The sequence below is a fragment of the Mesorhizobium sp. M7A.F.Ca.US.006.04.2.1 genome, from assembly GCF_004022915.1.
GTDB lineage: Bacteria > Pseudomonadota > Alphaproteobacteria > Rhizobiales > Rhizobiaceae > Mesorhizobium > Mesorhizobium ciceri.
Genome location: NZ_RZQA01000375.1, coordinates 1 through 5,911, shown reverse-complemented (window position 1 = coordinate 5,911; position 5,911 = coordinate 1). Strand labels below are relative to the sequence as shown.

Here is a 5,911-nt window from a genome sequence, read left to right as displayed (position 1 = left end):
GAACAGTTCCGATTCGATCAGGTCGCGCGGGATCGCCGCCATGTTGATGGCGACAAACGGGCCGCCACGGCGGCGGCCATATTCATGCAGCGCGCGCGCCACCAGTTCCTTGCCGGTGCCGGATTCGCCCGAGATCATCACCGTCAGGTCGGTCTGCATCATGCGCGCCAGCATGCGGTAGATGTCCTGCATGGCGGCCGAACGGCCGACCAGCGGCATTGCATCGGGCTGCTCTTCCGGCCGCGCATCGATCTTCGGCCGTCGCGGCTCGGAAAGCGCCCGGTTGACGATGTTGAGCAGTTCGGTCAGGTCGAACGGCTTGGGCAGATACTCATAGGCGCCGGTTTCAGACGCGCGGATCGCCGTCATGAAGGTGTTCTGGGCGCTCATGACGATGACCGGCAGTTCCGGCCTCGCCTTCTTGATGCGCGGCAGCATGTCGAAGGCGTTTTCGTCCGGCATCACCACATCGGTGATGACAAGATCGCCCTCGCCCGCCGCCACCCAGCGCCACAAAGTCGAAGCATTGGAGGTGACGCGCACCTCGTGGCCGACGCGCGAAAGCGCCTGGTTGAGGACAGTGCGGATCGCCGCATCGTCGTCGGCGACGAGAATATTGCCGCGAACGGTCATTTGCGGTCTCCTTCACCGTCTTCATCGGCGCCGTATGGCGCTTCTTTCCAGGCCGGCATCAGGATGCGGAATGTGGTCCCGCGCGGCGTCGATTCGCATTCGATGATGCCGCCATGTTCGCCGACGATTTTGGCGACCAGCGCCAGCCCCAGCCCCGAGCCGTTCGGCTTGGTGGTGATGAACGGGTCGAACAGGATCGGCAGGATATCTTCCGAGACGCCGGAACCATTGTCACGCACGCAAAATTCCAGCGGCAGCGACACGCGGTCCTGCGTGCCCGGAACGGAAACACGGATGCCTGGCCGGAAGGCGGTCGACAGCATGATCTCGCCCTGCGGGTCACTGCCGATCGCCTCGGCGGCGTTCTTGACCAGGTTGAGGAACACCTGGATCAACTGGTCGCGGTTGGCAAACACCGGAGGCAACGAAGGATCATAGTCCTCCAATATCTTGATTCTCTTGGCAAAACCGTTCTTGGCAATGGCCTTCACATGGTCGAGCACGACATGGATGTTGACGGGGTAGCGGTCGATCGGCCGCTCGTCGGAAAACACCTCCATGCGATCGACCAGCGACACGATGCGGTCGGTCTCGTCGGTGATCAGCCGCGTCAGCGCACGGTCTTCGTCGGAAGCCGACAGTTCCAGCAACTGGGCAGCGCCGCGGATGCCGGAGAGCGGGTTCTTGATCTCATGGGCAAGCATCGCCGCCAAGCCGGTGACCGAGCGCGCCGCACCGCGATGCGTCATCTGCCGGTCGATCTTGTCGGCCATCGACCGTTCCTGGAACATAACCACCACCGAGCCCGGAAATTCCGGTACCGGCGCGACATAGAGATCGACGACCTTCTCGATGCCGAGACGCGGCGACGACACGTCGACCCGATACTCGTTGACCGGTGCCAGGCGCTCGCGCACCTGGTCGACCAGCGTCAGCAGCGGGCTGCCGAAGGGAATGAGTTTTGACAGCGTGTTGCGGGCGAGCATGGTCGCGCTTGAACGAAAGAAGTCCTCCGCGTCGGCGTTGGCAAAGGTGATGAAGCCTTCCTCGCTGATCATGATCACCGGGCGGCGGATGGTGTTGAGCACGATCTGGGCGGCATCCGCCATTTCAGCGCCTTGGCCGGCGGCGGCGTTCATGCGGCACTCCGCAGGGTCAAAGGTTGCGGATCGCGCGAAAACACATCGCGCAGCAAGGCAATGACGCGCGCGGGCTCGAATGCGGTCAGTACGGCCTTTCGGCTGTCGTCGGCGACGCCGCCTGCATGCCGATCAAGATACCAGCCGAGATGCTTGCGCGCCTGGCGCAGGCCGCTTTCGGCGCCGTAGAGCGCCAGCATATCCTCATAGTGGGCCACGATGTAGTCGGCGAGCGCCGTCGGGTTCTGTGGAATATTTGGCGTCATTTCGCCTGTCGCTGCGGCCGCAATGCCACCTGCGATCCAGGGCGCGCCATAATGGGCACGGCCGATCATCACGGCGTCGGCACCCGATTGATCGAGAATGTCGGCCGCTTCCGCCGGCGAAGAGACGTCACCATTGGCGACGACCGGGATGGACACGGCTTCCTTGACGCGGGCGATGGCGCGCCAGTCGGCCTTGCCCTGATAGAACTGGCAGCGCGTTCGGCCGTGCACGGTCACCATGCTGACACCGGCCTGCTCGGCGCGCCGCGCCAGCATCGGCGCGTTGAGCGCGCCTTCGTCCCAGCCAAGCCGCATCTTGACCGTCACTGGCACCTCGACCGCGCCGACAACGGCGTCGATCAGCGACAGTGCGTGGTCGAGATCCAGCATCAATGCCGAGCCGGCATAACCGCCGGTGACCTTCTTGGCCGGGCATCCCATGTTGATGTCGATAATGTCGGCGCCCTCGCCGGCGGCGATTCTGGCACCTTCGGCCATGTGCATCGCCTCACGGCCGGCCAGCTGAACCATATGGACGGGCAGGCCGGAGTGGCGTATGCGCAGGTTGAAACCGGCCCTGCCCTTGGCGAGCTCGCCGCTGGCAACCATTTCGGACACGACCAGGCCCGCGCCATGCGCGTGGGCACGCTGCCGGAACGGCTCGTCCGTAATGCCCGACATCGGCGCGAGGAACACGCGATTGCGGAGTTTCACGCCGCCGACGTTAAGCGGCGCGGCCAATTTGGTCAAATTAACCATGCACAAAAACCAAGCATCTTCATTCGTTGCACATTCTCTAGCCATATCGGCCGCAATGTGCAACGCGGAATGACGCCACATTAAGGCGCAATTGGGAAAATGCTGGCCTTCGGGATTGGGTGTGGCCAAAGCGCCGCGCGCCCCGTGGGACGCGCAAAGGACGCTTTGGGATTCATATTTGACGCACGATCTTTGCCGAAAACCGATTACACTTTTCGGGATCGTGCGCTAAGCCAATCTGCAATGACTGACGCAAGTGAAAATCACGTTTCGAGTGCGGATGGCAAGGTCGCGGTGGTAATCGTCGCGGCCGGCCGTGGTGCGCGCGCCGGACAGGCCAACGGACCGAAGCAATATCAACACATTGGCGGCTTTGCCGTTATCGCACACACGCTTGACATTTTTCTGGCCCACCCGCGGACCAGCGAGATCGTCGTCGCCATTCATGCTGACGACCATGAACTGTTCCGGCAGGCGGCGGGCACCAACGCCGAGCGCGTTAGCGCCGTTATCGGCGGGGCGACCAGGCAGGAATCCGTCCGGCTCGGCCTGCTTGCCCTTAGAGACCACGCGCCGGGGCAGGTTCTGATCCACGATGCCGTGCGTCCGTTTGTCGATGCGGACCTAATAGATCGCACCATCGCCGCCATCGGCGAGCGCGAGGGCGCATTGCCCGCTTTGCCCGTCGCCGACACGCTGAAGCGCGAATCGGCCTCCGGGGTGGTCGGCGAAACCGTTTCGCGCAGCGGTCTTCACGCGGCGCAAACGCCGCAGGGCTTTCCGTTCTGGCCCATCCTTGCCGCGCACGAGAAAGCCCATCATCTGGGAAAAATGGATTTTACCGACGATGCCGCGATCGCCGAATGGGCGCATATTCCGGTCAAGATCGTTCCGGGCTCGCCGGATAATGTCAAACTCACCTGGGCACGGGATATTGCGATGGCGGACCAGCGGCTTTCCGGCGAACGTGTGCGCTTTCCCGACATCCGAACCGGCAATGGCTACGACGTCCATGCTTTCGAGCCCGGCGACCATGTCACACTGTGTGGCGTCGCCATTGCACACGACAAGAAACTGTCCGGCCATTCCGACGCCGATGTCGGTCTGCATGCTCTGACCGATGCGTTGTTGGCGACCTGCGGCGCCGGCGACATCGGCACGCATTTTCCGCCGTCCGACCCGCAGTGGAAAGGCGCTGCGTCGCGGATCTTCGTCGAGCATGCGGCAGGGCTGGTGCGCGAGCGCGGCGGCCGCATCGCCAATGCCGATATCACGTTGATCTGCGAAGCGCCGCGCGTCGGCCCGCACCGCGAGGCGATGACGGCAGCCCTGTCGCAGATGCTGGCAATTTCCGCGGATCGCATCTCGATCAAGGCGACAACCAACGAGAAGCTCGGCTTCGTCGGGCGCGAGGAAGGCATTGCGGCGATCGCCACTGCCAGTGTGGTGTTTCCCGGCGAGGTGCCGGAATGACCAACAGCGACCTGGCAAATGCCTTGCTGCAAGCCTGCCAGAAACGCGGCATCATGCTGGCAACGGCGGAAAGCTGCACCGGCGGCATGATCATCGCGGCACTCACCGACATCGCGGGCTCGTCCGCCGTGGTCGATCGCGGCTTCATCACCTATTCCAACGAAGCCAAGATGGACATGCTCGGCGTTTCCGCCGCCACGCTCGATGCGCATGGGGCGGTTTCGCGCGAGACTGCGATCGAAATGGCGACAGGCGCGCTTACCCGTTCGCGCGCCGGGCTGACCCTGGCGGTTACCGGGATCGCCGGGCCTGGCGGCGGTTCGGCGGAAAAACCGGTCGGCCTGGTCTGGTTCGGGGTTGCGCTGGACGGCCGACCGATTGTCGCCGAGCACCAACTCTTTGCAGACAAAGGCCGCGATTTCATCCGTCGCGAAACGGTCCGGCAAGCGCTGGAACTGGGCCTGCAAGCACTCGGATAGGATTATAAAACGTTGGGCGGGCGGACCCGAAAGCCGGATTTGCGGCTACGTTTTCGATTCCGGGCTGCTTTGCCCCAAGTGTGGCTCCGTCCCAGCCAGCAGCCGCTGAATGTTGGCACGATGGCGCATAACCACGTAGATGCTGCCCGCAATCACCAGCAACCGATAGGCCAACGGTTGCTCCAGGCCACAGATGAGGGCGATCGCGGTCAACGCCGCTACCATCGAACTCAGGGAAACTATCCGAGACGTAGCCAGCACAGCACCAAAAGCCGCCGCAGCCCCCACACCTACCGGCCAAGACAGAGCCAGCAACACGCCAAGCCCCGTCGCAGCGGATTTGCCACCTGTGAAATTCAACCAGATCGAACGGCCATGTCCCAACAACACGGCAATTCCGGCCAGGCAAACAGCCCAAGGCACCCAGGCTTGCAGGTCAAGCGGGGTCGATGGCGTAACAAACGGCAACGTGATGAACCAGGGATAGAACCAGCGGGCAAAGACGATCGCCGCAGCACCTTTCAGCACATCCACCAGCAACACCACCAACGCAGGCCATTTTCCCAAGACCCGCAAAACGGTCGTTGCCCCGGTGGATTTGGAGCCATGCTCCCGGATATCGATGCTCTTGAGCAGCTTCCCCGCCAGATAACCCGTGGGCATGGAACCGAAGAGATAGGCGATCGCCAGTCCAACGGTGCTCGCTATCCAGAAAAGCATGCGCAAGCCTCAAGACGGTTTTGTACCGTAGATGACGTCGGCGCGCTTCTCAAAGGCTTCGGCGAACATGCGGAAGGCACGATCGAACATGGTTCCCATGACCGCGCCCAGAATGCGGCTCTTGAACTCGTAGTCGATGAAGAAGCGGACGGCGCAACCGGCGCCGTCGGGTTCGAAACGCCAGACATTGCTCAAATATTTAAACGGCCCGTCGATGTACTTCACGTCGATGGTGTTCTCGTCGGGCTTCAGCAGTACCTGCGTCGTGAAGGTTTCGCGGATCGCCTTGTAGCCGATGCTCATGTCGGCAAGGAGAACGGTACGCCCGTCACGCTCCTTGCGCGAGCGAACCGTCAGCGCTTCGCAAAGCGGCAGGAATTGCGGATAGGATTCAACATCGGCTACCAAAGCGAACATCTGCTCGGGTGTATGGGATACGCGT

At 62.6% G+C, this 5,911-nt stretch carries 7 protein-coding genes; 2 read left to right on the top strand and 5 right to left on the bottom strand.

The window, feature by feature from the left end; translation table 11 throughout:
* The 3 genes from EN925_RS19855 to dusB form a co-directional block, all read right to left on the bottom strand.
* The coding region (locus EN925_RS19855) for a response regulator (protein ID WP_128336832.1) at positions 1–633 on the bottom strand (633 nt) is incomplete at its 3' end.
* Complete coding sequence (locus EN925_RS19850; protein WP_027163473.1) at positions 630–1,772, bottom strand: nitrogen regulation protein NR(II); 1,143 nt, start codon at positions 1,770–1,772, stop codon at positions 630–632. The genes EN925_RS19855 and EN925_RS19850, both read right to left, overlap by 4 nt.
* Positions 1,769–2,797, bottom strand: coding sequence for a tRNA dihydrouridine synthase DusB (gene dusB / locus EN925_RS19845; RefSeq protein ID WP_127369737.1), 1,029 nt, complete (start codon positions 2,795–2,797; stop codon positions 1,769–1,771). Before dusB ends, EN925_RS19850 begins: the two co-directional genes overlap by 4 nt.
* Positions 2,798–3,040: 243 nt before the next feature.
* Between dusB and EN925_RS19840 the strand changes: the two genes are divergently transcribed.
* Together EN925_RS19840 and EN925_RS19835 are read left to right on the top strand one after the other, a co-directional pair.
* Complete coding sequence (locus tag EN925_RS19840; RefSeq protein WP_013531491.1) at positions 3,041–4,270, top strand: bifunctional 2-C-methyl-D-erythritol 4-phosphate cytidylyltransferase/2-C-methyl-D-erythritol 2,4-cyclodiphosphate synthase; 1,230 nt, start codon at positions 3,041–3,043, stop codon at positions 4,268–4,270.
* The gene (locus tag EN925_RS19835) at positions 4,267–4,749 is read left to right on the top strand and encodes a CinA family protein (protein WP_024505192.1); all 483 of its coding nucleotides are present in this window, start codon (positions 4,267–4,269) and stop codon (positions 4,747–4,749) included. The genes EN925_RS19840 and EN925_RS19835 overlap by 4 nt, the downstream gene beginning before the upstream one ends.
* 45 nt (positions 4,750–4,794) lie before the next feature.
* Here EN925_RS19835 and plsY read toward each other — a convergent pair whose 3' ends face one another.
* Both plsY and EN925_RS19825 read right to left on the bottom strand, forming a co-directional pair.
* Positions 4,795–5,469, bottom strand: coding sequence for a glycerol-3-phosphate 1-O-acyltransferase PlsY (gene plsY / locus EN925_RS19830; RefSeq protein WP_127369736.1), 675 nt, complete (start codon positions 5,467–5,469; stop codon positions 4,795–4,797).
* 9 nt (positions 5,470–5,478) lie between these two features.
* Positions 5,479–5,911 (bottom strand): type II toxin-antitoxin system RatA family toxin (locus EN925_RS19825; protein ID WP_164894290.1); only part of this gene is annotated, 433 nt, incomplete at its 5' end.

Coding starts and splice junctions, on each gene's coding strand:
- EN925_RS19850 (WP_027163473.1), bottom strand. CDS start 1,772: ATGAACGCCGCCGCCGGCCAAGGCGCTGAAATGGCGGATGCCGCCCAG.
- dusB (WP_127369737.1), bottom strand. CDS start 2,797: ATGGTTAATTTGACCAAATTGGCCGCGCCGCTTAACGTCGGCGGCGTG.
- EN925_RS19840 (WP_013531491.1), top strand. CDS start 3,041: ATGACTGACGCAAGTGAAAATCACGTTTCGAGTGCGGATGGCAAGGTC.
- EN925_RS19835 (WP_024505192.1), top strand. CDS start 4,267: ATGACCAACAGCGACCTGGCAAATGCCTTGCTGCAAGCCTGCCAGAAA.
- plsY (WP_127369736.1), bottom strand. CDS start 5,469: ATGCTTTTCTGGATAGCGAGCACCGTTGGACTGGCGATCGCCTATCTC.